At 73.3% G+C, this 20,831-nt stretch carries 21 protein-coding genes; 9 read left to right on the forward strand and 12 right to left on the reverse strand.

All coding sequences use genetic code 11. The features are described from left to right. Nucleotides 1–17 precede the first annotated feature (17 nt). Nucleotides 18–716, reverse strand: a complete 699-nt coding sequence (locus CHF16_RS04705) for an HAD family hydrolase (protein WP_089324659.1) — start codon at nucleotides 714–716, stop codon at nucleotides 18–20. Between the two features lie 103 nt (nucleotides 717–819). Between CHF16_RS04705 and CHF16_RS04710 the strand changes: the two genes are divergently transcribed. From CHF16_RS04710 to CHF16_RS04720, 3 genes are all read left to right on the forward strand, one after another. Then, nucleotides 820–2,367, forward strand: coding sequence for a PQQ-binding-like beta-propeller repeat protein (locus CHF16_RS04710; RefSeq protein ID WP_089324888.1), 1,548 nt, complete (start codon nucleotides 820–822; stop codon nucleotides 2,365–2,367). Between the two features lie 127 nt (nucleotides 2,368–2,494). Further along, nucleotides 2,495–2,764 carry a hypothetical protein gene (locus CHF16_RS04715; protein ID WP_089324660.1) on the forward strand — a complete coding sequence of 90 codons (270 nt, stop codon included), beginning with the start codon at nucleotides 2,495–2,497 and terminating at the stop codon, nucleotides 2,762–2,764. Nucleotides 2,765–2,899: 135 nt separating this feature from the next. Beyond that, nucleotides 2,900–4,189, forward strand: a complete 1,290-nt coding sequence (locus CHF16_RS04720; protein ID WP_089324661.1) for a lysylphosphatidylglycerol synthase transmembrane domain-containing protein — start codon at nucleotides 2,900–2,902, stop codon at nucleotides 4,187–4,189. Between the two features lie 21 nt (nucleotides 4,190–4,210). On the opposite strand, the gene CHF16_RS04725 is transcribed toward CHF16_RS04720, so the two are convergent. From CHF16_RS04725 to CHF16_RS04750, 6 genes are all read right to left on the reverse strand, one after another. Further along, nucleotides 4,211–5,437, reverse strand: a complete 1,227-nt coding sequence (locus CHF16_RS04725; protein WP_089324662.1) for an ROK family transcriptional regulator — start codon at nucleotides 5,435–5,437, stop codon at nucleotides 4,211–4,213. Beyond that, nucleotides 5,437–6,195: an ATP-binding cassette domain-containing protein gene (locus CHF16_RS04730; RefSeq protein WP_089324889.1), complete on the reverse strand. Its 759-nt coding sequence runs from the start codon at nucleotides 6,193–6,195 to the stop codon at nucleotides 5,437–5,439. The genes CHF16_RS04725 and CHF16_RS04730 overlap by 1 nt, the downstream gene beginning before the upstream one ends. Nucleotides 6,196–6,384: 189 nt before the next feature. Beyond that, nucleotides 6,385–7,668 (reverse strand): sugar ABC transporter permease, encoded by a 1,284-nt coding sequence (locus CHF16_RS04735; RefSeq protein WP_245868219.1) that lies wholly within the window; start codon nucleotides 7,666–7,668, stop codon nucleotides 6,385–6,387. 14 nt (nucleotides 7,669–7,682) lie between these two features. Then, a complete protein-coding gene (locus tag CHF16_RS04740) occupies nucleotides 7,683–8,468 on the reverse strand; it encodes an ATP-binding cassette domain-containing protein (RefSeq protein WP_089324663.1) in 786 nt (261 codons plus the stop codon). 112 nt (nucleotides 8,469–8,580) lie between these two features. Beyond that, nucleotides 8,581–9,660 carry a sugar ABC transporter substrate-binding protein gene (locus CHF16_RS04745; RefSeq protein ID WP_089324664.1) on the reverse strand — a complete coding sequence of 360 codons (1,080 nt, stop codon included), beginning with the start codon at nucleotides 9,658–9,660 and terminating at the stop codon, nucleotides 8,581–8,583. A 471-nt stretch (nucleotides 9,661–10,131) separates the two neighbouring features. Further along, complete coding sequence (locus CHF16_RS04750; protein ID WP_179271385.1) at nucleotides 10,132–10,428, reverse strand: hypothetical protein; 297 nt, start codon at nucleotides 10,426–10,428, stop codon at nucleotides 10,132–10,134. Nucleotides 10,429–10,631: 203 nt separating this feature from the next. Between CHF16_RS04750 and CHF16_RS04755 the strand changes: the two genes are divergently transcribed. Beyond that, nucleotides 10,632–11,384 (forward strand): single stranded DNA-binding domain-containing protein, encoded by a 753-nt coding sequence (locus tag CHF16_RS04755; protein ID WP_089324665.1) that lies wholly within the window; start codon nucleotides 10,632–10,634, stop codon nucleotides 11,382–11,384. A 54-nt stretch (nucleotides 11,385–11,438) separates the two neighbouring features. Further along, nucleotides 11,439–13,955 (forward strand): M14 family zinc carboxypeptidase, encoded by a 2,517-nt coding sequence (locus CHF16_RS04760; RefSeq protein ID WP_089324666.1) that lies wholly within the window; start codon nucleotides 11,439–11,441, stop codon nucleotides 13,953–13,955. 49 nt (nucleotides 13,956–14,004) lie between these two features. Here the strand turns inward: CHF16_RS04760 and CHF16_RS04765 are convergent, their stop codons facing one another. After that, nucleotides 14,005–14,628, reverse strand: coding sequence for an aminoacyl-tRNA hydrolase (locus CHF16_RS04765; RefSeq protein ID WP_245868220.1), 624 nt, complete (start codon nucleotides 14,626–14,628; stop codon nucleotides 14,005–14,007). A gap of 143 nt (nucleotides 14,629–14,771) precedes the next feature. On the opposite strand from CHF16_RS04765, the gene CHF16_RS04770 reads away from it, so the two are divergent. Next, nucleotides 14,772–15,842 (forward strand): Rv1352/Rv1906c domain-containing protein, encoded by a 1,071-nt coding sequence (locus tag CHF16_RS04770; RefSeq protein WP_089324668.1) that lies wholly within the window; start codon nucleotides 14,772–14,774, stop codon nucleotides 15,840–15,842. Between the two features lie 41 nt (nucleotides 15,843–15,883). On the opposite strand, the gene CHF16_RS04775 is transcribed toward CHF16_RS04770, so the two are convergent. Beyond that, nucleotides 15,884–16,453 (reverse strand): TetR/AcrR family transcriptional regulator, encoded by a 570-nt coding sequence (locus tag CHF16_RS04775; protein ID WP_089324669.1) that lies wholly within the window; start codon nucleotides 16,451–16,453, stop codon nucleotides 15,884–15,886. Between the two features lie 52 nt (nucleotides 16,454–16,505). On the opposite strand from CHF16_RS04775, the gene CHF16_RS04780 reads away from it, so the two are divergent. Next, nucleotides 16,506–17,855 carry an MFS transporter gene (locus tag CHF16_RS04780; protein ID WP_089324670.1) on the forward strand — a complete coding sequence of 450 codons (1,350 nt, stop codon included), beginning with the start codon at nucleotides 16,506–16,508 and terminating at the stop codon, nucleotides 17,853–17,855. Here the strand turns inward: CHF16_RS04780 and CHF16_RS04785 are convergent. Then, the gene (locus CHF16_RS04785; protein ID WP_089324671.1) at nucleotides 17,836–18,423 is read right to left on the reverse strand and encodes an HAD family hydrolase; all 588 of its coding nucleotides are present in this window, start codon (nucleotides 18,421–18,423) and stop codon (nucleotides 17,836–17,838) included. The two genes, CHF16_RS04780 and CHF16_RS04785, sit on opposite strands and share 20 nt — an antisense overlap. 128 nt (nucleotides 18,424–18,551) lie before the next feature. Between CHF16_RS04785 and CHF16_RS04790 the strand changes: the two genes are divergently transcribed. Together CHF16_RS04790 and CHF16_RS04795 are read left to right on the forward strand one after the other, a co-directional pair. Beyond that, a complete protein-coding gene (locus tag CHF16_RS04790; RefSeq protein ID WP_089324672.1) occupies nucleotides 18,552–19,220 on the forward strand; it encodes a TetR/AcrR family transcriptional regulator in 669 nt (222 codons plus the stop codon). A gap of 283 nt (nucleotides 19,221–19,503) precedes the next feature. After that, nucleotides 19,504–19,734, forward strand: a complete 231-nt coding sequence (locus CHF16_RS04795) for a hypothetical protein (protein WP_089324673.1) — start codon at nucleotides 19,504–19,506, stop codon at nucleotides 19,732–19,734. 177 nt (nucleotides 19,735–19,911) lie between these two features. Here CHF16_RS04795 and CHF16_RS04800 read toward each other — a convergent pair whose 3' ends face one another. Further along, nucleotides 19,912–20,211 (reverse strand): Dabb family protein, encoded by a 300-nt coding sequence (locus tag CHF16_RS04800; RefSeq protein ID WP_089324674.1) that lies wholly within the window; start codon nucleotides 20,209–20,211, stop codon nucleotides 19,912–19,914. A gap of 24 nt (nucleotides 20,212–20,235) precedes the next feature. After that, the gene (locus CHF16_RS04805) at nucleotides 20,236–20,691 is read right to left on the reverse strand and encodes a flavodoxin family protein (RefSeq protein ID WP_089324892.1); all 456 of its coding nucleotides are present in this window, start codon (nucleotides 20,689–20,691) and stop codon (nucleotides 20,236–20,238) included. Nucleotides 20,692–20,831: the final 140 nt, after the last annotated feature.

Genomic DNA, 20,831 nt, shown 5'->3' on the forward strand with positions numbered 1-20,831 from the left:
TCCGGTGCTCGCGCCGGTCAGGAGTACCAGCGCTCCACGTGCGGGAGCAGCTCGTCGAGGGTGTGGATGAGGGCGTCGGGGGGTGTGAGGCCGGGGCGCTCGAAGGCGTGGGTGGTCTGGTGCCGGATCTGGACGGCGCGCAGGCCGGCCGACTTGGCGCCGTGGATGTCGTCGTAGGGGCGGTCGCCGACGAAGACGCAGGAGGCGGGGTCGGTGGCGCCGACGGCGTCCATGGCGGCGCGGAACGCCTCGGCGTGCGGTTTCGTCCAGGGGATCTCGCTGGAGTAGACCGCGCCGTCGAGCAGGCCGAGGACGTCGTCGCGGGCGAAGACGCGCTCGTGCCACTCGCGGCTCCAGATGGTGTTGGACAGGACGCCGATCTTGATGCCGCGCTCGCGGAGGGCGTGGAAGAGGCCGGGGACGGCGGGGTCGGTGTGGGTGTGCGGGGTCCAGGTCTCGAAGTGCGCGGCGAGGAGGTCCTCGGTGGGCTCCACCCCGGCCATCTCGAACGCCTCGGCGAGCGTGGCGCTGCGGTGCTCCTCGGTGCCGCGCCGCCACAGCTCAAGCTCGGCCCCGGCGAGCGCGGCGGCGGCCTTCTCGACGTCGTCCGGCGGCAGGTGGGCGGAGCAGATCGCGCGCCACATGTCGGTGAGGTCGAGATCGTGCCACGGGGTCAGCGTGCCGCCCCAGTCGAAGATCACTGCTTGTACGCCCATGACCGGATGGTAACCATCCGGGCGCGATCGACGATCACCGTTTACGCTGTGGATCACCCGGAGGGCGCGACCGGGCCGCCGACGTCCCGTCTTGGAGCCCGCCATGCGCAGACCCCTCATCGCCGCCCTCCTGGCCGCGGGCCTCGCCGCGGCCCTCGCGGCCCCCGCGGCGGCCGACCCGGTCCCGGAGGGGCCCGGACGGGGCTTCGTCCCGGCGTACGAGGGCGGGCCGGCGACGCCGCGGCCGCTCGCCGGGCGGCCTGTTCCGGCCAACCCGCACCAGGGCCCGGTGGGGACGTCGTCGATGCACGCCGACAGCTACGCGTCCGACGCCTACCCGTTCCCCGGTCCGCTCGGGCGCGATCCCGAGGTGCTGAACGAGGCGAAGGGCGGCGGCCTGCCGGGGCTGTGCTCGACGGTGACGTTCGCGCGCCGGACGGGCCTGATCGTCGCGCAGTGCACGCGCGGGCAGAACTTCGTCCTGCGGCTGATCGACCCGAGGACGCTGAAGGACCTCGCGACCTACGACCTGCCGCCGAGGCCGTCGACCGTCCAGGCGGTGTTCTCGCTGAGCCTCGACAAGGTGCTCACCGACACCTCGGGCGGGGCGTACTACTACCTGGATCCGCAGGACCGGGCCGTCCTGGCCGACTCGGCGTTCCACCTGCGCCGGTTCGCGCACGGGAAGGGGCCGGACGGGAAATGGCGCTTCACGGTGACCGACGACTGGGACCTGAGCGGCCACCTGCCCCATGACTGCGCCACGTGGACGAATCCGTGGCCGAAGGGCGAGTGCGACCCGATCACCGCGGTCGGGCCGGACTGGGGCGGCCTGATCTGGTGGATCACCCGGAACGGGCGGGTCGGCACGGTGGACCCGGAGTCGGGCACCGTCCGGATGACGCGCCTGACCGGGGAGAGCATCCAGAACTCCTTCGCCGCCGCCGAGGACGGCGTCTCCATCGTCTCCGACCACGCGCTGTACCAGATGAGGGCGGACGCGAGCGGCATGCCGGCGATCGTGTGGCGCCGTGCCTATGACAGAGGTACCGGACGCAAGCCCGGCCAGATCGACCAGGGCTCGGGGACGACTCCGACGTTCTTCGGTGACGGCTATGTGGCCATCACCGACAACGCCGACGACCGCATGCACGTCATAGTCCGGCGCCGGGCCGACGGCGGGCTCGTCTGCCAGATCCCCGTGTTCGGCAGCGGTGCCGGCGCGACGGACAACTCCCTCATCGGCTACGGCGACAGCCTGTTCGTCGAGAACAACTACGGCTACCGGAACTTCTTCGAGCTCCCGGCGGGAGGGTCGTCCACGGGCGGGGTCAGCCGGGTGGACGTGAAGCCCGGAGGGAACGGCTGCGAGACCGTCTGGACGAGCCCCGAGCGCTCGCCTTCCACCGTGCCGAAGGTGTCGGTGCCGAACGGGCTGCTGTACCTGTACACGAAGGAGCCCCGGCGGGACCTCATCGACGCCTGGTACCTGACGGCGGTGGACGTCCACACGGGCAGGACGGTCTACAAGGTGCTCACGGGTACGGGCAAGTGGTTCGACAACAACTGGGCGCCCATCACGATCGGCCCGAACGGGAGCGCGTACATCGGCGTGATCGGCGGGCTCGTCGCCGTCCGCGACCGGGGATAGAGCGGTCCGCGACGGGGGGTAGGGCAGTCCGCGACCATGGGTAGGGCGGCCGGGGTCACGAGTAACGGCCCGGTCAGCGGGGATACCGGTTCGATCAGCAAGAAAGCAGACGAACCGGGAGGAATGGATGAGGGCACGCAGGCCCGGTGAGACACGCGACTTCCGCGACGACATCGACGACATGGGCGACGACGATCAGGACGAGGAGATCGGCCTGACCGAGGAGTACGTCAACGACCCGCCCGAGGACCTGGTGATCGAGGAGCCCGAGCAGAGCCGGGACGGGCTCGGCATCACCGAGTACGAGCGGCAGACCGCGCGGGACGGCGACGACGAGCGCCCCCACCCGAACACCGCCGCCGAATCCGACGCCGTCAACCCGACGCGCCGGCCCTGACCGCCCGTCCGCGGGGGCGCGGCCCGGTGACGCGTGTGGCAGGGGTCTCTTTGCGGTTCGTTTCCGGACCCAGGGGAATGTCATAGGCGCGCCATAGGTTGCGCTGTGCGGGCGAGCTTGCGAGGTGACCGGGACATGCATGAGACAGTCGCGGCACCGGTCCGCCCTCCGGCCGATTCCGGGCCGCCGCCGACCGCCCCCGAGGCGCCTGTTCCCCACGCCCGGTCCGCATCGGCGGCCGCCCAGCCCGCATACGCGGACGCCGATGCCCCGTTCCCGCTCGCCGGCCAGCGGGACGACCCTGCGGCCGCGGAGCGCCCGTGGTGGCGGCGCAAGGCGGGCCTGCTCGTCCAGTGGGCGCTGCTCCTGGGAGCGCTCGCCGCCTTCCCCCTCTACGGCGACGAACTGCCCGACCTCGGCTCGATCTGGACGGCCGCCGCGCACGCCGACCCGGGCTGGCTCACCCTGGTCGTGCTGGGCGTGGCGGGGTCCATGGGCGCGTTCGCCCGGCTCCAGCGCCGGTTGCTGCGCGTCGGCGGCCTGCGGATGACGCTGCGCCGCGCGTTCGCGATCACCTACGCGGGCAACGCGCTGTCCACGACGCTGCCGGCGGGCCCCGCGGTGAGCGTCGTCTACTCGTTCCGGCAGTTCCGCCGCGGCGGGGCGTCGGCGCCCCTGGCGACGGCGGTGATCCTGGTGGGCGGGGTGATCACCACCTCCGCCTACTCGCTGGTGGGCCTGCTCGCGCTGCTCGCCGACCCGCACGCCCGCGGACCGGCGCTGGCCGGGCTGGCCGTCCCGCTGGCCCTCGCGGTGCTGCTCGTCCCGGCGCTGCTGTGGCGGCGGGCGCGCACCCTGCTGGTGGCGCCGCTGCGCCGCGCCCACCGGTGGGCGGTCGCCCATCCGCGGATCGCCCCGTACGCCGAGCGGCTGGCGGGCGTCCGCGACGTGCTGCGCCCGACCGGCCGCGACTGGGCCGCGCTCGCCGCGCTCGCGCTGCTGAACTGGGTGTTCGACATCCTGGCGCTGCTCGCGGCGGCGAACGCGGTCGGGATCGAGGTCTCCCCGAACGGGGTGGCGCTCACCTACTTCGCCGCCCAGGCCGCGGGCAGCGCGCTGCCGCTGCTGCCGGGCGGCCTCGGCGCGATCGAGGGCAGCATGGCGGCGTCCCTGGTGGCGTTCGGTGCGGCCCTCTCCCCCGCCGCCGCGGCCGTGGGCCTGTACCGCCTGGTGTCCTACTGGGCCGTCGTCGCGGTCGGCTGGCTGGCGTGGGCGGGCCTGCACGAGCACGCCCGCCTCGGCGAGCGCCTGAAGTCGCGCCTCGCCGGCGCCGGCGGTCTCCTGATGGACGGCGTGACGGCCTTCGCGTTCGTCACTCCGTACACGACGGTGCCCCTGCACGCTCCGGAGGCCCGGCGCCCCTAGCGGGAGGCCGGACGGGGACGCTCAGACGGGGCTGTCCTCAGGGGCCCGCAGCCTGGTGAGCACCTGGACCGGGTCGGACAGCACCTCGGCGAAGGCGAACTCGGCGGCGCCGACGAGGGTGGTGTCGTCACCGAGCGCGGCCGTGCGGAGCTTGACCTTCTCCCGGGGCGCGGCGAGCGCGCCGGTGGCGAGGACGCTGCGGATCTGCGCCGCGGCGCCGAGGTAGATGTCGCGGAGCGTCCCGCCGAAGACGATCATGCCCGGGTTGAACACGTTGACGAGGCTGGCCACGCCGACGCCGAGCCAGGTGCCGACCCGGTGCAGCGCCTCCCGCGCCACGATGTCGCCCGCGTCGGCGGACGCGAGGACGGCGCGGACCGCGTCCCGGCCCGACTGCCCCGGGTGCTCCTCCTGGCCCGCGTGGTGCAGCAGGGCCCGCTCGCCGACCTCGGCCTCCAGGCAGCCCTTCGAGCCGCACGCGCAGCGCCGCCCGCCCGGGTTGATGATCATGTGGCCGATCTCGCCGCCGAAGCCCTCGTCGCCGCCGAGCAGCCGGCCGTGCGCGATGATGCCGCCGCCGACGCCGACGTCGCCGTGCAGGTAGATGAGGTTGTCGCAGCTCACCCCGGCGCCGCGCTCGTGCTCGGCGAGGGCGCCGAGGTTGGCGTCGTTGCACACCGAGACGGGGATGCCGAGGCCGAGGCGGCGCGACAGCGCGTCCCCGAGCCGCAGGTCGCCGACGTCGAGGTTCGGGCCGAACATGATGGTGTCGTCGGCGCGGCGGACGGTGCCGGGGAACCCGAGGGCGGCGCCGACGCAGACGGCGTCGCGCTCGGCCTTGCGGACCAGCGAGCGGGCCCCCGCGACGAGCACGCCGAGCAGGTCGGCGGGGTCGGAGTCGCGGGCCCGCACGCCCTCCCGGCGGTCCAGCACGACGCCGCCGAGGCCGACGCGGGCGACGACGAGCCGGTCGACGCCGACCTCGAACGCCAGCACGTACACGCGGGTGGACTCGGGCCGGACGACCAGGGACGGCCGCCCGGCGCGGCGCCCGGGACCGCGCGGCAGCTCCTCGCGGACGAGCCCGGCCGCGGTGAGGTCGGACGTCAGCGCCATGATCGTGCTGCGGTTGAGGCCGAGCGACTCGGCCAGCGTCGCCCGCGACGCCGGGCCGCGCAGGTGCACGAACCGCAGCAGGGTGCCGAGGTTGTGCCGCCGGATGTCCTCTTGTGACGGGCCCGCCTTCATCATCGGCGCAGCCCCAGCTCTCCCCCGGTGCCCGAGGTGATCAGCTCGACGACCTGCCGGTGGGTGACGTCGGCGGTCCTCACCTGGGCGACCATCCGGCCGAGGTAGAGCGCGGCGATCCGGTCGGAGATCGCGAAGACGTCGTTCATGTTGTGCGAGATCAGCACCACCGCGAGGCCCTTGTCGGCGAGCCGCCGGACGAACTCCAGCACCTGCTGGCTCTGCGCGATGCCGAGCGCGGCGGACGGCTCGTCCAGCACGACGACCTTGGCGTCCTGCAGGACGGCGCGGGCGATGGCGACGATCTGCCGCTGCCCGCCCGACAGCGTGGCGACCCGGCGGCGGACCGAGCCCAGCGTGCGGACGGCGAGCTCGGACAGCGCGGCGCGCGCCGTCTCCTCCATCAGGTCCTCGTCGAGGACGGGCCCGCTGCGCCGCTCGCGGCCGAGGAAGAGGTTCTGCACGATGTCGAGGTTCTCGCAGAGCGCGAGGTCCTGGTGGACGATCTCGATGCCGAGCCGGGCCGCGGCGCGCGGGCTGGAGATCCGCACCCGCTCGCCCTGGAACCGGTACTCGCCGCGGTCGAACGCGTGGATGCCGCCGATGCAGTTGACCAGCGTCGACTTGCCGGCGCCGTTGTCGCCGACCAGTGCGGTGATCTCGCCGGGGTAGGCGGAGAACGAGACGTCGTGCAGGACCTTCACGGAACCGAAGCTCTTCTCGATGCCGCGCAGGTCGATGGCTGGCGTCACTGACATGCCGAGGGGCTCCCACCGTGCCACACCGCCGCCGCGCGCCAGGCGGTCGTGATCCGTGAGCGTATCAGCAGCGCTCGCGGCGCCGGTACGCGCGGAATCCGCGCCCGGCCACGCCGGGGAGCCGATGGTGCGGGCCACCGGCTCCCAGGCGCCTCCGGCCGCGTTCACGGGGTCACCGCGCCCGCGGGCTCATCGCCCGGCGGCGGTGCGCCGCCGCCTGGCCAGCGCGTCCATGGTGGCGGCGAGCAGGAGCACCACCCCGGTGATGAGGAAGCTCAGGTACGCCTTGGTGCCGAGCAGGCCGAGCCCGTTCTCGATGATCGCGATGACCAGGCCGCCGAGGACGGCGTCGCGGGCCTTGCCGCGCCCGCCGAACAGGCTCGTCCCGCCGATGACGGCGGCGCCGACCGCGTACAGCAGCGTGTTGCCCGCGCCCGCGTTGACGGCGACCGAGTTCAGCCGGGACGCGGCCACGATGCCGCTGACCGCCGCCAGCCCGGACCCGATCATGAAGACGGAGATCCGGATGCGGACGACGTTGATACCGGCCCGGCGCGCGGCCTCGGCGTTGCCGCCGACGGCGTAGATGTGCCGGCCGTAGGCGGTGCGGCCCAGCACGAACGTGCAGACGATCAGCAGGATGCCGACCAGCAGCACGCCCCACGGGATGCCGCCGAGCGTGATCAGCGGGCTCGGCGCGCGGTCCTGGCTGAGCACGGCGGTGCTGATCAGCAGCGCGGCGGCGACGACGCCGGACTGCGCGAGCACGAACTCCAGCGGCTTGGAGTGCAGTTCGCGGGCGCGCTGCCGGCGCCAGCGCAGCACCTGCGTCGCGGTGTAGCCGACGGAGCAGGCGACGGCGAGCGTCCAGCCGAGCCAGATCGGCATGTTCTTGGTGGCGATCGCCACGATGACCTCGTCGCGGACGGGCACGGTGCCGCCCTCGCCGATCAGCCGCAGCGTGATGCCCTGCAGGCCGAGGAAGAACGCGAGCGTGACGACGAACGACGGTATCCGCAGCACCGAGACGAGCCAGCCGATCACGGTGCCGATGATGACGCCGGTCGCCACCGCGCTGATGATCGCGACGTACCAGGGCTGGCCGCCGTCCACCAGGAGCTTGGCCATGACGGCGGCGCTCAGGCCGCTCGCGACGCCCGCGGCGAGGTCGATCTCGCCCACCAGCAGGACGAACACCAGCCCCATCGCGAGGATGGTGATCGGGAGCGCCTGGGTGGACAGGTTCGCGATGTTCGCCTTGCTGAGGAACGTGTCGGGCTTCAGCGCGGTGAACAGGACGACGAGGGAGATCAGGCCGAGGATGGCGGGGAGCGCGCCCAGCTCACCGGCCTTGATCTTGTTCCAGTAGTCCCGCGCCGCCGACCTCATGTCGTGCTCGCGCCGGTCGTTCGCGAAGTCCGCGTCCGCCAGCTTCATGGCGGTGTCCTTCGGAGTCGGGATGTCGGTGGACACGTCGTGGTCCCCCCTCAGATGCTCTCTGCGGCGGTCGTCGGCGCGAGGCCGAGATCACCGGAACGGCCGGCGGTGATGAGCTCCACGACCTGGCCGTGGGTGACCTCGGAGCGGGCGACGTCCGCGGCGACGCGGCCGAGGTAGAGCGCGGTGATGCGGTCGGCCACCTCGAAGACGTCGTTCATGTTGTGCGAGATCAGCACGACGGCGTGGCCGCTGTCGGCGAGGCGCCGGACGAGGTTGAGCACCTGCTGGGTCTGGGCGACGCCGAGCGCGGCGGTGGGCTCGTCCAGGATCACGACCTTGGACTCCCACAGCGCGGCCTTGGCGATGGCGACCGTCTGCCGCTGCCCGCCGGACAGGCTCGACACCTGCTGGCGGACGGACTTGACGGTGCGGACCGACAGCCGGGCGAGGACCTCCCGGGCGGACTCCTCCATCGACGCCTCGTCCAGGATGAGGCCGTGCTTGCGCTCGCGGCCGAGGAACATGTTCTGCACGATGTCGAGGTTGTCGGCGAGCGCGAGGTCCTGGTAGACGACCTCGATGCCGAGGTCGGCCGCGGTGCGCGGCCCGTCGATCGTCACCTCGCGCCCGTCGAACTCGATCCGCCCCGAGTCGATCGGGTGGATCCCGGCGATGCACTTGATGAGGGTCGACTTGCCCGCTCCGTTGTCGCCGACGAGGGCCATGACCTCGCCCAGCCGCAGCGTGAAGTCCACGTCGTGCAGGACGTGGACGGCACCGAAGCTCTTGTTGAGCCCGGTCAGGCGGAGGACGGGGTCTCCGTTTTCAGCCACGTGGTTCCTTCCACTGTGTGTCGCGCGCCCGTGGCGGGCCCCTGGCGCCCCGGGCTTCCGGGTGCCCGGGACGCCCTCAGCGGTCGGGGCCCGCCACGAGGTCGGCGGGGCGTTACTGGACCGTGATGCCGGCGGCCTCGCACTTGGCCGCGTACGCCCCCTTGCAGAGGTCGGCCGCCTTGACCGCGCCGTCGTCGACGACCTTCTTGACGTTCTCCTTGGTGATGCCGATGGGCTCGAGCAGCACCGACGGGACGTCGCGCTTGCCGATCGGGTCGTGCTCGGTGGCGGTGGTCTCGCCCTTCTCGCCCTTGATGAGGGAGACGGCCAGCTTCACCGCCGCGTCGGCCTCCAGCTTGGACGGCTTGTAGACCGACATGCACTGGGTGCCGTCGAGGATGTTCTGCAGGCCCTGGACGGTGGCGTCCTGGCCGGTGACCGGCACCTTGCCCGCGCGCTGGTTCTTCTTCAGGATCGAGATCACCGCGTTGCCGAGGTTGTCGTTCGCGGCGAGCACACCGTCGATCTTGCCGTGCTGCTCGGTCCACATCTGCTCGAACAGCGTGGCGGCCTTCTCGGCCTCCCAGTCCGGGACGGGCTGCTCGGCGACCTTCTTGTAGGTGGACACCTTGTCGAGCACGTTGTGCGAGCCCTTGGCGAAGAGGGTCGCGTTGTTGTCGGACGGCGAGCCGTTCAGGTAGACGATGTTGGCGTCCTTCTCGCCGAGGCACTTCTGCAGGCCGGCGCCCATCGTCTCGCCGACCTTCACGTTGTTGAAGGAGACGTAGTAGTCGGCCACGCCGCCGAGGGTGAGCCGGTCGTAGTCGATGGTCTTGACGCCCTGCGCCTGCGCCTTGCGCTGCACGGCGGCCGCCGAGTTGGAGTCGAGTCCGGTGACGAGCAGGACGGTGACGCCGCTCGTCAGCATCTGGTCGGCGATGGTCTGGAACCGCTGGGCGGAGCCCTCGGCGTTCTGGATGTCGCTCTGGATGCCGGCCGCCTTGAAGGCCTGCTCGAGGTAGGGGCGGTCGAAGTTCTCCCACCGCGCGGACGAGGCCGTGTCGGGCAGGATCACGCCGACCTTGCCCTTCGCCGCGTCTCCGCCGGAGTCGTTGCCGTCGTCCCCGCACGCGGTGAGGCTGAGCGCCGCGGCCGTCGTGAGGGCCATCAGGCCGAGGATGCCCTTGCGCATTGCCCGGGTCCTTTCTGGGGGGCGGCCGCCGTGCCGCGGCCGAGGGGGTCTCTCGAGCCGGTGAGCGAGATCACACGCCCGCCGGGCTGAATGTTGTGTCCCGCAACTTATGTCGCGCTTGCCCGTCACGCCAGACCTGTCAGCATGTTGATTTGTTGTCAGCGGTAACAATCACGTAACACGAGATCAACAAGGGTGGGGCGCGAGACGGCCGGGACATGGCGGCGGCCCGGCGCGGGCGTCCTCCGGCGGGAGCGGGCCGCGCGGCGCCACCGAAATGTTTCGCGGGCCAACATTCACCGAGCGCAGGGCACAAAGGCACAAAGGTACGGCGTGCGGTGCTGCGGTACAGGCGGCACGTCGCACGGCACATGGCATGCGGACACGGCGCCACGGCCAGGGCGCGGCGCGGGGCCGCGCGTCAGGGCGCGGCGGGAGACCGGCGCGTGCGGCTGTTCTGCGTACGGCGGATCAGCGGGCGGCCAGGACGGCGGCGACGCGGTCGGCCGCGGTGGCGACGTCGTCGGCGGCGGCGATGCGCTCCGACCACGACCACCAGTACCACCAGCCGTCGGCGCCCTGCTCGGCCATGATGTTCTCGGTGAGCGCGGCCGCGTCCGGGTTCAGGACGTGCAGGCTCGGCGACTGGCCGCGGGGCAGCGTGAGCCGGACCCGGAGCCCGCGCTTGGTCAGCTCGCCCCCGAGCTCTTCCAGATATTCGATCCGCGTCTTCGACGGCGCGGCCGTTCCCGTATCGTCAGGCGTCATCCTTGCTTCCTCACGGACTCCGCGCGGCCCGACGTGTACGGTACTCACCCTCCCGCTTCACCGGCCCGGGTGCAAGCACATCGCCTGGTCAGCGCGGTGCGGCGGCGGGACGGGCGGCGGGGGCGGCCCGCGTTCGGAGGTCCAGGGGACCCTATCCGGGATATCTTGCGCGTAGTACATGAACCGGGAACATGGGGGCGACTATGACGGTGGGCGCTGGTGCCCAGCCAGGAGCCGGCCCGGCCGCCGCACCGGCGGGCGGCCTCGGACGGGGCGCGCGGACCTGGCACCGGTTCCACTACGCGGTCGGCGTCTTCCTCCTCGCCTACGGGGTGGCGGTCCTGGCCAGCGGCGTGCTGCTGTGGGGCGACCGGGTGGACGAGGCCGAGGGCTACTTCGGCTCGGGCCCGGCGACGGGCGTCCTCGTCGCGGTCAAGGCGGCCGAGGTTCTGCTGCTGCTCTGCGCGGCGGCGGGCGTGGCGCTGCGCCGCGACATGCTGTTCGTGCCGCCGCTGGCGGGCTGGATGGCCGGGTTCGCGATGTTCGCCGTCCTGGACGTGTTCACCGGCCGGTGGGGCGGCCTGATCCAGCACCTGGTCTACCTGGCGGCGTTCGTCGTGCTGCTGTTCCTGTCCTACGGGCTCAGCGCGAAGGCCCAGCTCGCCGGCGCGCGCCGCAAGGCGGCCGAGCCGGGCTCCTCCCCCGTCGGCCCGCGCGGCCTCACCCGCACGCAGGAGTTCGCGCTCCAGGCGATCGAGCGCGCCGTCGCCCTGACCGGCCCGCGCCCGCGCCCGGCCCCGAAGGCGGCGCCCAAGGCCGCCCCGCAGGCCGGGCCGCAGGACGCGCCTCAGGCCACCCAGCAGGACGCGCCCCAGGCCGGGTCACAGGACGCCACGCAGCCGTCGCCCGTCCCGGAGCCGCCGCAGGCGCCGGAGCACGACGGGCAGCGCGACTGATCTTGGCAGATCTTGCCGTTGGTGCGGCCCCCGCACGATGCCACGTTGTGGCTCATGAGAGCCCGAGAACTGGCGTTGCCGGTGGTCCTGGCGGCGTCCCTCGCGGTGCCCGCGGCCCTCGCGGCACCCGCATCGGCACGTCCCGCCGCCCCCGCGGCGGCCTGTGACCCGACCGGAACCGCACCGGTCTACCGGGGCAGGGTCCCGGCTCCGGAGCAGGTCCTCGGCTTCGAGCTCGGCGAGCGGCCCGTCAGCGCCGCCGAGTCCGACGCCTACCTGGAGGCGGTCGCCGCCAAGAGCGAGCGCGTGGTGTCCGGGACGCTCGCCACGTCCGCGCAGGGGCGCCCGCTCAAGTACGCGATAGCGGGACGTCCCGCGCTGATGTCCAAGGCGGGGCTGGCCGAGGTGCGGCGGGAGGCGGCGCTGCTCCGCGACCCGGGCACCCCGCGGGCGCTCGCGGAGCGGATCACCGAGCGCGGCGTCCCGATCCTGTGGATCAGCGGCAACGTCCACGGTGACGAGCCGAGCGGCACCGACGCGGCGCTGCGGGTGCTGCGCGACCTCGGCGACCGCGCCGACTGCGCCGCGACGGCGATCCTCGACAACGCGCTCGTCGTCGTCCTGCCGACGCAGAACCCGGACGGGCGGGAACTGAACACGCGCCAGAACGCCTACGGGTTCGACATGAACCGGGACTGGTTCGCGCGCACCCAGCCGGAGACCGACGGCAAGCTGGCGATGCTGAACCAGTACCCGCCGGCCCTCTACATCGACGCGCACGAGATGGGCGGGACGTCGTACTTCTTCCCGCCGAACGCCGACCCGGTCTACCACGAGACCCCCGAGCAGGCCGTCGGCTGGATCAACGACCTGTACGGCGGCGCGCTGGCCGCGGAGTTCACGCGGCAGGGCATCGACTTCTTCAACCGCGACGTCTACGACCTCTTCTACCAGGGCTACGGGGACTCCGTCCCGACCAGCGCGTTCCACGCCGCGGGCATGACCTTCGAGAAGGGCGACGGGAGCCCGTACCCGGAGCGGGTGAAGGAGCAGTACCTCACCCAGTGGACGGCGCTGTCGGCCGCCGCGCGCAACCGGCACCGCGTCCTGGCCGAGTGGCGCCGGATGACGGTGGACGCCCACGCCCAGGGCGAGGCGGGGAAGCTGGAGCCCAACCAGATCTACAACCCGCCGAACACGATCGACCGGCCGGTACCCGACCGGAAGGTGCGGAGCTACTTCCTGCGCGACGACGACCCGGCCAAGCGCGCCGAGGTCCGGCTGGTCGTGCGGCGGCTGCAGCGCATGGGCGTGCAGGTGAAGAGGCTCGTCCGGCCGCTGGCCGTCCCGGACTTCAAGGCGTACGGGCGCGCCGAGGCGAAGACGACCCTTCCTGCGGGCACGTACTGGATCTCGATGGCGCAGGGCCAGAAGCACTGGATCCAGGCCATGCTCAACGAGGACTCCTACACGCCGTTCCCGTACTTCTACGACGTGACGGCGTGGAGCCTGCCGCTGCTCGGGAACGTGGCGGGCGGGTCGTCCGGGGCCGTGCTGCGCCCGCGCGCCGTCCCGGTGCCGCCGCTGCCCGCGCCGCGTCCGGGCCATGACGGGAAGGCGCCGAAGCTCGGCGTCCTGCAGCTGTCGGCGACGTCGTCGGCCGCCCGCCAGTCGGCGGGCTGGCTGCGGCACCGCCTGGACCGCGACTGGGAACTGCCGTTCACCCTGCTCACCCCGGCGGACGTCGCGGCGGGCAAGCTGGACGGCATCGAGGTGCTGGTCACGCCCGACGGCCCGGCGTCGTCCGCCTACACCGCGCTCGGCGACGCGGGCCGGGCCGCGCTCCAGCGGTGGACGCGCGACGGCGGCCGCTACATCGGCTGGCAGGGCGGCACACAGCTCGCGGCGCGGCTCGGCCTGACGACCGCGACGCTGGCCGAGCCGACGTCCGACATCCCCGGCACCCTGTTCCGGGTGAAGGTGGACGGGTCGAGCCCGCTGGCGAAGGGCGTCGGCCCGACGGCGTGGAACTTCACCTCCTACGACCTGGTGATGCACGCCTCCAGCGGCGTCGCCGTGGCGTACCCGCCGGTGGACTCGCCCGACTGGTTCACCTCCGGCTTCGAGCGCGGCGCGGCCGAGCTGGGCGGCACCGCCGCGGTCGTCGACCAGCCGGTCGGCGCGGGACGCTCCGTGCTGTTCGCGGCGGAGCCGAACTTCCGCGCGTTCAGCGACGGCACGGCCAAGCTGCTCTACAACGCGATCCTCGGCCCGGACCCGGCGGCGGCACCGGCGCCCCAGGGCACGGCGAAGGCGGTGCGGGAGGCCGCCGAGCTGCCGTCCTACGAGTCGCCGATCCGCGTGTCGGTGAAGGCGGCGGACGCCGCGAAGGCCGCCTCCGTGCTGCGGTCGCTCGGCGCGACGTGGGCCGAGAGCCGCGCCGGCGGGACCGTCCACTACGTGGTCGACAACCCGCGGGGCCTGCCGGTGGACCACCACCCGTTCGCCGGCCGCCTGCCGTCCGCCATCCGCGCGGCGGGCATCGCGCCCATCGCCGTCACCCTGCCCTGACCGGCGGCGCGGCGTGCCGGAACGCCCGGCACGCCGCGCCGCGCAAGGGCTACTTGCGGACGATCCACGCGATCGCGGTCATCGTGCCCGGCGGCACCTCGGTGAACCCGCCGTCGCGCACCGCGACGGTCGCCTTCTTCACGCAGTCGCGCCACGGGACGTCCCGGGCCAGCCGGACGGGCGCCCCCGCCTCGACCCACGCCGCCACGTCCTTGCGGCGGCCCTGGCGCAGCAGCAGCTGGGCGGCGTGCCCGCACTGCGCGGCGGCCTTCCCCGTCGTGATCGTCACATCCGGATTGAGGGCGATCGCGGCGTACGGCGGCTCCGGCGCCGGCTCCGGCTCGCCGTCCGCGAGGTCGAGGCCCGCGACCTGCAGCTTCGCGAGCTGCGGCGGGACGTCCGACACCGGGCCCGGCGGGAACGCCCGCACCTGCGCGCCCGCGTGCTCGACGGTGACGCCGGGCAGCGCCTCCACCTCCGGCCAGCGCACGCCCCGCGCCCGCCGCGTCACCTTCCGTATGCGCCGGGACTCCCACTCGCGCACGGCGTCCCGCCATTCGCCCTCGACCGCGCGGGGGTCGGTGAGCAGCCGCACGACGGCGGTCGCGGCCGCCTCGCAGACCGCGCCGTGGCCGGGCGGATCGGCCTTCTCGGCCCGTACCACCAACTGCATCGCCCAGGGGGGATCATCGAGAGGGTCGTAGTCAGGTCGCACCCGCTGGAGTATTCCAAACCCGAGGCGGCTTCCCCTGGGCGGATGTGGGTAATGCAACTCTTACCGTCCCCCGGACGTCGTTCAGGTACGGGAGGTCACCGGTGACCAGTGGCTCGTGGAGTGATTCCATACCGGGTATCGGGACGTACTTCGTCGGCATCGACGTCGCCCCCGGCCGCTACCGATGCGACGACGGCAAGGGCGGCTGGTGGGTCCGCTTCACCGGGCCCGGCGGGGGCGACCCCGTCGGCTCGTGGCCGCTGCCCGCCGGCCCGACCGAGATCGAGATCGCGCGGACCGACTTCGCGTTCGAGACGCACGTCTCCACGGACTGGCGGCGGATCGCGCCCCCGAGCGCCCCCTCGGACGGCTCGGCCGCGGAGCCGCGCCCGGTCGCCGACCCTACCCTGCGCGCCGAACTCGACACGATCGTCGACCGCCACCGCCCGCTGCTGTGGCTGGCGCCGCTGACCGTGCTCGCCCTCGGCCTGCTCGGCTCGCCGCTCCTCGGCTCGCTGTGGCTGATCGGCCTCGGCATGCTCGCGGTGCTGGTCGCGCTCGGCACCCCGTCGCTGTCGCTGGACCTGCGCCGCGCCCGCGAGCTGGAGCGGCGCCGCGACCGCTACCTCACCCCCGAGGACCTCGACGCCGACGGCCGCGCGCTGCTGGCCCGCGTCCAGGCGGCGATCGACGCCGTCCGCGACTCCGCGGTGAACCGCGAGGGGCTGCTGGACGCCGTGGACAACGCGGTCACCCTGCCCCGCCAGGAGTGGGAGATCGCCCAGGTCCTGGCCAAGCAGTCGAAGCTGCGCGCCGACCACGCCGAGATGGCCGGGGAGAGCACGCTGCCCGAGGTGGAGGCGGCGCTCCGCCCGCTGCGCGAGAAGCTGGACATCTCCGTCAGGGCGGTGACCCGCCGCGTGGAGGCGCTCGAACGCTACGCGGAGCGCGCCAGGGAGGCGGACGAGGTCCTGCGCGCCCAGCGCCACCTGGAGGCGATCGCCGAGAAGGCAGGCGAGTACGACGAGCTCCTGGCCGCGACCGTCCGCGACGACCTGGCCCTGCCCGCGATCGAGCGCCTCACCGAGCAGGGCGACGAGCTGCTGCGCACCCTCCGCGACCGCCTCACCAAGGCCGCCGAGGCCGCCAGCGAGCTCCCCCCGCCGCACTGACCGGCCCGCACTGACCGGCCGCCGCCCGCAGGGCGGCCGCGCTAGAAGATCTCGTCCAGGTGGTGGCGGAGGATCTCCATCGCCGACTCCGGGCTCCGCCGTCCGACCAGGACGCTCGTACCGAGCCCGTGGGCGAGGGCGAGCAGGCGCGCCGCCTCCGTGGCCGGGTCCTCGCACGTGCCGGTGAGGATCTCCGCCAAGCGCCGCTCCAGACGGTCGGGGCCATCCACGAAGGGCTGCGCCGCGAGCGACGGCTCGGTCAGGGCGAGGACGGCGTAGGACGTCCAGACCTGGTGGAACAGGCGGCTCTCCGGGTCGGTCGGCAGTGCCTCGGCGAGCAGCGCCTCGACGGTCTCGCGCGGTGCCGGGTCGCGCAGGTCGGCGAGGCGGGCCGCCCACCGCTCGTTGCTCTGCCGTTCGAGCCGCTCCAGCGCCGCGTTCATGAGCCGTGCCTTGGTCTCGAAGTAGTACTGGACGAGCCGCAGCGAGACCCCGGCCTCGGCCGCGACCGAGCGCATGGTGACGGCGTGCAGGCCGTCGCGCCCGGCGACGCGGACGAGCCCGTCGATGATCTGCGCGCGGCGGGCGTCGTGGTCGGCGGTCCTCGGCATGCCTTCATGGTACCGATGTACCATAATGATACATCCGTACCAGAGGAGTCCCATGACATCGCGGCAGCGAGCCGTGCTCGCCCTGGCGTGCGCCGCGCAGTTCATGGTCGTGCTGGACGTGTCGGTGGTGAACGTCGCGCTGCCGTCCATCCAGGCGGACCTGCGCTTCGCGCCCGCCGACCTCCAGTGGGTCGTCAACGCCTACGCCCTCGCCTTCGCCGGACTGCTGCTGCTCGGCGGACGGCTCGCCGACGTCCACGGGCCGCGGCGCGTGTTCGCCGCGGGGCTGGCCCTGTTCACGCTGGCGAGCCTGGCCGGCGGCCTCGCGGGCGCGCCCGGCCCGCTCATCGCGGCGCGCGCCTTTCAGGGCATCGGCGCCGCCCTCCTGGCCCCCGCGACGCTGACCGTCCTCACCACGGCGTTCGACGAGGACGTCCGGCCCCGCGCGCTCGCCGCCTGGACCGCCGTCGGCCTCGCGGGCGGGACGGCCGGCAACCTCGCCGGCGGCCTGCTCACCGACGTGCTGTCCTGGCGCTGGACGCTGCTCGTCAACGTCCCGGTCGGCGTCCTCGCGCTGCTCCCGGCGCGTCTCGTCCAGAACGCGAAGGGCGAGCGGCGGCGGCTGGACGTCCCGGGCGCCGTGCTGGCCACCGCGGGCGTCGCGTCGCTCACCTACGGCGTCACGCGCGGTTGGAACGCACCCGCGCTGATCGCGGGCGCCGCGGCGCTGGGGGCGTTCGCCGTCCAGCAGTCGCGGGCCCGGACGCCGCTGCTGCCGCTCGGGCTGCTGCGGCTGCGCGCGGTCGCGGCCGGGAACGCGGCGATGCTGCTCGCCGGGGCGTGCCTGAACCCGATGTGGTACTTCCTGGCGCTGTCGATGCAGGACGTCCTGGGGCTGAGCGCCCTGGAGACCGGGCTCGGCTTCCTCCCGCACACGCTGCTGACCATGGCCGTCGCGCTGCGCGTCACGCCCCGCCTGATGGGGCGGCTGCCCGACCGCGCGCTGATCGCGGCCGGGTCCCTGATCGCCGCGGCCGGGTTCGCCTGGCAGAGCCGCCTGTCCCCCGGCGGCGCCTACCTGCCGGACGTCCTCGGCCCGGCGGTCCTCATCTCGGCGGGCGGCGGGCTGCTCAACACGCCGATCACCAACGCCGTCACCGCGGGCGTCCCGCGGGAGGACGCCGGCGCCGCGTCCGGCCTGATGAACACGACCAAGCAGACCGGCGCCGCGCTGGGCCTCGCCGCACTGGTCGCCGTGGCGGACGACCACACCGCCGCGTTCGCGGTGATGGCGGGCCTCATGGTGGCGACGGCGGCGGTCGCGGCCGCCCTTCCCGGGCACCCGCGCGACGGGCGCGGTGCCGCGGGCCCGGCGCGGCGGCTCAGCCGGCGAGGGCCCTGACCTGGTCGGGCCCGGCGAAGACCTCGGCGCGCATCCCGGCCTCGCGGGCGGCGAGGACGTTGCGCTCGGTGTCGTCGAAGAACAGGACGTCGCCCGGCTCGACGCCGAGGCGCTCGGCGCAGATCTCGAAGGCGCGCGGGTCGGGCTTGGCGACGCCGATGCGGCAGGAGTAGACGAGCGCGTCGAAGCGGTCGAGCAGCGCGCCGTGCCGGGCCTCGATGCGGGGCACCAGGTCGCCGATGATGTTGGAGAGCAGGCCCAGCCTGCGGCCGGAGTCGGCGAGCTCGCCGACGAGGCCGGCCATCACGTCGTCCACGTCCGTCCAGCTGTCGAGGTCGGCCTCGATCAGCGCGGGGACGTCGGGGAACGACACGCCGAGCCGGGCGGCGACCTCCGCCCAGTAGGCCGCGCCCTCCTGCCCCGCGTCGTAGGCGGGGCGGCAGGCCCAGTAGGCCTCCCAGAACGCGGGGCCGGGCACCCCGGCGATCCCCTCGATCCGCCGGACCGCCGCGGGCGTCTGGGTGCGGGCGATCACTCCGTACAGGTCGAACACGATCACATCGGCCATGGGCCCGAGCCTATGCGGCCCGCCGCCGATGCCCCGCCCGCAGACGTAGCAAGCGCTTGGTGTTCGCCGTAACCTGGGGCGGCGGCGCAATCGAGCAAGCGGTTGGGCGGGCACGGCATAATGAGAGGGTGACGACCACGAGCGCTAAGTCCGGACGATCCCGAACCCGTGCCGCGGGCGAGGGCGGTGCCCGCCGCCGTGGCAGGGGCTCGCCCGCCTTGGCGTCGGAACGGCGCGAGCACCTGGTCAGACTCGCCGCCGAACTCTTCGCGGAGAAGGGCTTCCAGGCCACCACCGTCCGCAACATCGCCGACGAGGCGGGCATCCTGTCCGGCAGCCTCTACCACCACTTCGACTCCAAGGAGTCGATCGTGGACGAGATCCTGTCCGGCTTCTTCGACGAGATCATGGCCTCCTACCAGGCGGTGATCGCCGAGGGCCGCAACCCGCGCGACACCATCGCCGGACTCGTCCGCGTCGCCTTCGGCACGCTGGAGCCGCACCGCGCCGCCATCACGGTGATGCAGAACGACTGGAACTACCTCAAGGGCATGGACCGGTTCGCCTACCTGATCAAGTCCGAGGACGAGGTCGAGAAGATGTGGGTGGACACGCTCCGGGCCGGCCAGGAGCAGGGGCTGTTCCGGCACGACCTCGACCCGAAGCTCACCTACCGGATGATCCGCGACACCGTGTGGGTCGCGGTGCGCTGGTTCCGGCCGGGCGGCCGCCTGAACGCCCAGGGGCTCGCGGAGCACTACCTCAAGGTCATGTTCGACGGCATCAACCTGCACTAGACGCCGCCCGCCGCGCCGCGCCGCGTCCGGGCACGGGTCGCCGCGGCGGTGCCGCCCTCCCCCGCCGTCTCCCCTGGCCATCGCGCGGTCCGCGCCGGTCATGCGTGCGGCGAGGGCGTTCGGTTCACCCCCGAATACATCCGTTGGAGCACATCCGGCGCGGTATCCCACCGTGCGGGGGCGCCAACCCCCATAGTGTGCTTAGTCACAAATTGCCGAGTAGGGGTGGCGCATTGGGCCGTGGGGACGCTGTTACTGGAGACATCTACGGGGGGAGGGGGGCATGACGGCTCAACGGGGCGCCGCGGGCCGCGACGAGCCCACGCCCGCGGCCATGCGCGCCGCCACCGCGCGCGGCCTCCAGGAGCAGTTTCCAGGGGTGCGCGTCTGGTTCGGCGAGGCCACCGGGTCGTGGTGGGCACTGGTTCCGCTGCGTGACGGTCCGCGACTGCTGGAGGCGCCGACGCCGCAGCAGCTCCGCGACGAGATCATGAATCTGCGGCACCGGGGCTGACGCCGGCGGCCCGTGCGGGAACGCCGCCGCGCGGGCTCCAGGCGGGCTCCGGGCGGGCTCCGGGCGGAGGCATGCCGCCCGCCGGGAACGGGGCGCGATCCGTTCCCAGCGGGCGTCTCTGCTGAAACTAACCCGAAAACGATTCGGGCACAAGCGCTTGCTCGGTTTTACTCTCCGTCACATCTCGTACTGGATCGCGGCGCGCTCCGCCGTGATCGGCGTGATGTGGGCGTCCACCACCGCGCGGTGGTCGGGGTGGTCGCGGTAGGCGAGGTAGGCGTCGCGGTCGGCGAAGTCCGCGACGACCACGAACTCGTAGGAGCCCGGGTTCACGCCCGCGTCGGCCCCGACGCTGTACGCCGCTATCTCCGGGATGCGGCCCGGCAGCTCGCGCAGCCTGGCCGCGACCTCGTCCTGCTGGAGGGTCGTCGTGCCCGCGACCCACTTGAACATCACCACATGCCGGAAACCACTCATGCGGGAAAGCTACCGGCCGGCGGGTCAGAAGCGGCCGAGCTCCGCCGCCGTGACCGCGCCGAGTTCCCAGCACGCCTCCAGGTCGGCCTTGCCGGGCTCCCCCGTCACCACGACCGGCGGCTGGACGGCCTTCCAGCGCAGCCCGGTGGTGATCGAGTCGAGCGCGCGCAGGGCGCCGGTCGCGTCGTTGTTGCCGTGCAGGTACGCGCCGAAGGGGCGGCGGACGGTCACCTCCAGGCACGGGTAGTAGATCTGGTCGAAGAAGTGCTTGAGCGCGCCGGACAGGTAGCCCAGGTTCACCGGCGTGCCGAGCAGGTAGCCGTCCGCCTCCAGGACGTCCACGGCGGACGCCGTCAGCGCCGGACGGGACACGACCTCCACGCCCTCGATCTCGTCGGTGGACGCCCCGGCGCGCACCGCCTCGTACATCGCCTGGACGGACGGTGACGGTGTGTGATGGACGAGCAGCAGCCTCTTCATCACCACGAGCCTATAGACCCCGGCCTCCGGGGCGCGGATCGCCGCCCGCCCGCGGCGGAGTCCGGCCATTCCGGCGCGGCGGCGGGGGCCGTAGTCTGCGCAGTGAGGGATGAAGAACGTCCGGCCAGGGGAATGAGTTC

The organism is Actinomadura meyerae, from assembly GCF_900188445.1.
In the GTDB taxonomy this organism is placed as follows: Bacteria; Actinomycetota; Actinomycetes; order Streptosporangiales; family Streptosporangiaceae; genus Spirillospora; species Spirillospora meyerae.

What these genes read in the sequence shown, in the direction of transcription:
- CHF16_RS04705 (WP_089324659.1), bottom strand. Translation starts at nt 716, where the DNA reads ATGGGCGTACAAGCAGTGATCTTCGACTGGGGCGGCACGCTGACCCCG.
- CHF16_RS04710 (WP_089324888.1), top strand. Translation starts at nt 820, where the DNA reads ATGCGCAGACCCCTCATCGCCGCCCTCCTGGCCGCGGGCCTCGCCGCG.
- CHF16_RS04715 (WP_089324660.1), top strand. Translation starts at nt 2,495, where the DNA reads ATGAGGGCACGCAGGCCCGGTGAGACACGCGACTTCCGCGACGACATC.
- CHF16_RS04720 (WP_089324661.1), top strand. Translation starts at nt 2,900, where the DNA reads ATGCATGAGACAGTCGCGGCACCGGTCCGCCCTCCGGCCGATTCCGGG.
- CHF16_RS04725 (WP_089324662.1), bottom strand. Translation starts at nt 5,437, where the DNA reads ATGAAGGCGGGCCCGTCACAAGAGGACATCCGGCGGCACAACCTCGGC.
- CHF16_RS04730 (WP_089324889.1), bottom strand. Translation starts at nt 6,195, where the DNA reads ATGTCAGTGACGCCAGCCATCGACCTGCGCGGCATCGAGAAGAGCTTC.
- CHF16_RS04745 (WP_089324664.1), bottom strand. Translation starts at nt 9,660, where the DNA reads ATGCGCAAGGGCATCCTCGGCCTGATGGCCCTCACGACGGCCGCGGCG.
- CHF16_RS04750 (WP_179271385.1), bottom strand. Translation starts at nt 10,428, where the DNA reads ATGACGCCTGACGATACGGGAACGGCCGCGCCGTCGAAGACGCGGATC.
- CHF16_RS04755 (WP_089324665.1), top strand. Translation starts at nt 10,632, where the DNA reads ATGACGGTGGGCGCTGGTGCCCAGCCAGGAGCCGGCCCGGCCGCCGCA.
- CHF16_RS04760 (WP_089324666.1), top strand. Translation starts at nt 11,439, where the DNA reads ATGAGAGCCCGAGAACTGGCGTTGCCGGTGGTCCTGGCGGCGTCCCTC.
- CHF16_RS04765 (WP_245868220.1), bottom strand. Translation starts at nt 14,628, where the DNA reads ATGCAGTTGGTGGTACGGGCCGAGAAGGCCGATCCGCCCGGCCACGGC.
- CHF16_RS04775 (WP_089324669.1), bottom strand. Translation starts at nt 16,453, where the DNA reads ATGCCGAGGACCGCCGACCACGACGCCCGCCGCGCGCAGATCATCGAC.
- CHF16_RS04780 (WP_089324670.1), top strand. Translation starts at nt 16,506, where the DNA reads ATGACATCGCGGCAGCGAGCCGTGCTCGCCCTGGCGTGCGCCGCGCAG.
- CHF16_RS04785 (WP_089324671.1), bottom strand. Translation starts at nt 18,423, where the DNA reads ATGGCCGATGTGATCGTGTTCGACCTGTACGGAGTGATCGCCCGCACC.
- CHF16_RS04795 (WP_089324673.1), top strand. Translation starts at nt 19,504, where the DNA reads ATGACGGCTCAACGGGGCGCCGCGGGCCGCGACGAGCCCACGCCCGCG.
- CHF16_RS04800 (WP_089324674.1), bottom strand. Translation starts at nt 20,211, where the DNA reads ATGAGTGGTTTCCGGCATGTGGTGATGTTCAAGTGGGTCGCGGGCACG.
- CHF16_RS04805 (WP_089324892.1), bottom strand. Translation starts at nt 20,691, where the DNA reads ATGAAGAGGCTGCTGCTCGTCCATCACACACCGTCACCGTCCGTCCAG.